1 protein-coding gene and 1 pseudogene are annotated in these 791 nt (G+C 69.9%); both read left to right on the top strand.

What is annotated here, in order from left to right; translation table 11 throughout:
• On the top strand, positions 1–322 hold a 322-nt coding region (locus KME75_RS42075; RefSeq protein WP_219420658.1), incomplete at its 5' end, for a transposase.
• A gap of 19 nt (positions 323–341) precedes the next feature.
• Positions 342–791: pseudogene (locus tag KME75_RS42070) on the top strand (IS5 family transposase); the annotation flags it as partial.

Genomic DNA, 791 nt, shown 5'->3' with positions numbered 1-791 from the left:
TCACCGGCAGGTGATCAACGGGGTGTTCTGGCGGACCCGGTGTGGACTGCCGTGGCGGGACCTGCCTCCGCCGTATGGGTGCTGGAAGACCGTCTACAACCGGCATCGCCGCTGGTCAGGTGATGGCACCTGGGTCGGGATCCTCGACGAGTTACGCCGCGGCGCCGATGCTCACGAAGGCCCAGACTGGACGGTCGGGATCGATGCTGGGGTGGTCCGCGCCCACCAGCACGCCGCCGGTGCCCGCCACGAGCCGCCCGTCGATGTCCCCGCGGAGGTCGTCGCACCGACCGAGTTAGACACAGGGGGCGGGATCGAATGACAAGAAATCGGCGGCGAAGCCCGCCCGGGAGTCGTTGGGCCGGTCCCGTGGCGGGTTGACCTCGAAGATTCACCTGGCCGCCGACACCCGCTGCCGCCCGATCTGCCGGGTCACGACCGCCGGGCACCGCCATGACTCACTGGCCTTCGAACCGGTCATGACCGGGATCCGGATTCGTCGCCGGGGCCGCGGGCGACCTCGGACCCGGCCCGCGCAGGTGCTGGGCGACAAGGCCTACTCCAGCCGTGCAATCCGCTCCCACCTGCGACGACGCCGGATCAAGGCGACCATCCCAGAGCCGGCCGACCAACGGAAGAACCGGCTGCGGCGGGGCAGCTCAGGTGGCCGACCACCCGCCTTCGACGCCGAGGAGTACAAGCGACGCAACGTCGTCGAGCGGGCGATCAACAAGCTCAAGGGCCACCGCGCGGTCGCCACCCGCTACGACAAGCGCGACTACATGTTCCGC

It is taken from the genome of Pseudonocardia nigra (genome assembly GCF_019396355.1).
GTDB classification, from domain to species: Bacteria; Actinomycetota; Actinomycetes; order Mycobacteriales; family Pseudonocardiaceae; genus Pseudonocardia; species Pseudonocardia nigra.
Note: the sequence above shows the minus strand (reverse complement) of the source record. Positions and strands in the feature narration are given on the sequence as shown.